Annotated in this window: 1 protein-coding gene; it reads left to right on the forward strand. The window is 61.3% G+C overall.

Annotated features, from left to right (window positions below):
* The coding region (locus GIW28_RS30535) for a TonB-dependent siderophore receptor (RefSeq protein ID WP_236490494.1) at positions 1 to 2,063 on the forward strand (2,063 nt) is incomplete at its 5' end.
* Between the last annotated feature and the right edge of the window lie 30 nt (positions 2,064 to 2,093).

Below are 2,093 nucleotides of genomic sequence, written 5' to 3' on the forward strand. Positions count from 1 at the left end.
TGGAGATTGATGCCATCAACGTTACCGGGCAAAGCGTTGAACAGCCCACCGAGCATGTGGTCGGCTATGTAGCCAAACGCAACATGAGCGCTACCAAGACCGACACGCCGATCACCGAGACGCCGCAGTCGTTGTCGGTGGTGACGAGCGACGAGATCCGCGACCGCCAGGCGGAAACGTTGGCCCAGACGCTGAGCTATACGCCAGGGTTCACCGCCAGTGCGACCTCTTTCAACCGCACTGCGGACCGCTTCCGCATCCGCGGTTTCTCCGTCGAATCCGCCACCGGCGGCTCGCTGCGAGACGGCCTGCGCCTGCAGAACAACTCCTACGACGGCATTCAGGAACCTTTTGGCCTGGAGCGCGTCGAGGTCATCCGCGGCGCTGCCTCGGTGCTCTACGGCCAACTCTCGCCCGGCGGCATGGTAAATGGCGTCAGCAAGCGCCCAACCGAAACGCCGCTTCATGAGCTGCAACTGCAGGCGGGCTCCAATGACCGCAAGCAGCTCGCCGCCGATTTCAGCGGCGCACTACCCGGTAGCGACACCCTGAGCTATCGCCTGACCCTGCTCAGCCGCAACAGCGACACCCAGCAGGATCATCTCAACGACGACAAGATCTACATCGCCCCGGCGCTGACCTGGCGCCCTGACGAAGACACATCGCTGACCCTGCTGTCCTTCTACCAGAAGACCGATACGCGTTTCCCCGCGCCCCTGCCCTATCAGTTGGTCAAAGGTGCGGGTGACGGCGCCTTCAAGATCGGCCGCAACGACTTTATCGGCGAGCCGGGCTACGACGACATGAATGGCGAGATGTCGGCCCTGGGGTACGAATTCACCCACCACTTCAACGAGCACTTCACGCTTAATCACAAGCTGCGTTACTCCGAGTCCGACGTGAAGTGGAAATACCTGCAAGCTCAGACGTCCGCAGCTGCTATCCGCAATGCCGCCAATACCGGCATCCTTGCACGGCAATACAGTGATCGCCGTGAACGTGCTCGAACCCTGGGCAGCGATACCAATATCGAATCGAAATGGCAGTTCGGCAGCGTCGAGCACACCGTTCTGGTCGGTTTCGACGGCTATGACACTTCCTATGACTCCCATAACTTCCGAGCCACAGCCCCCAGCCTGGACCTGAGTCGCTACAACTATGGTCAGCCCGTAGTGGTCAACACAAGCCCCGCCCTGGACCGTGGCTCGCAGCTCGATATGCTGCAAAAAGGCGCCTATTTCCAGGATCAGATCAAGTTCGACGACAAGTGGGTCCTGCAACTGGGTGGCCGCCACGACTGGGCTGACCAGCAGCAGAAGGCGCATCGCAATGGCGCCAAGGCCAGCCAAAGCGACGAAGCCACCACTTGGCGTGCGGGCCTGGTCTACCTGGCGGACAACGGCCTGGCGCCCTATATCAGCTATAGCGAGTCGTTCTTCCCGGTTTCCGTTGCGCAAGTCACCGGCCAGACCTTCACTCCCACCGAAGGCAAACAGTACGAAGTTGGCGTGCGCTATCAGCCCAAGGACAGCAATATGCTGCTCAGCGCAGCAGTCTACGAGCTGACCCAGACCAACGTGCTCAAGCAGGATCCAGCTACCGACGAGTTCCGCCAAACCGGCGAGGAACGTTCCCGCGGTCTGGAGCTGGAAGCCAAGGCGGATGTCACCCCGGCACTCAGCGTGATCGCCACCTACGCCTATACCGATGCACGCACCACCAAGAGCGCTATCGCCGCCGAAGTGGGTCAACGTACCGACGAAACGCCCTACCACCAGGCAGCCCTGTGGACCCGCTACGACTTCGTCAACTGGGGCATTCCGAAACTGACCGTGGGCGCCGGCGCTCGCTACATGGGTACAACACAGGCCTCGGGCATGGATTCGGCCATGCCAGCCTATACCCTGTTCGACGCCATGGCGCGCTACCAGATCGACGACCACTGGGACGTGACCGTAAACGCCAACAACCTGACCGACAAGCGCTACGCGCAGTGCAGTTTCTCCACCTGTCTCTACGGTGACGAGCGCACCCTGCTGACCTCGGTGAACTTCAACTGGTGATCTGCCGCTCCGCGCGCCGAGCAAGCACCT

It is taken from the genome of Pseudomonas sp. PA-5-4B, assembly GCF_021606215.1.
Classification (GTDB): Bacteria; Pseudomonadota; Gammaproteobacteria; order Pseudomonadales; family Pseudomonadaceae; genus Aquipseudomonas; species Aquipseudomonas edaphica.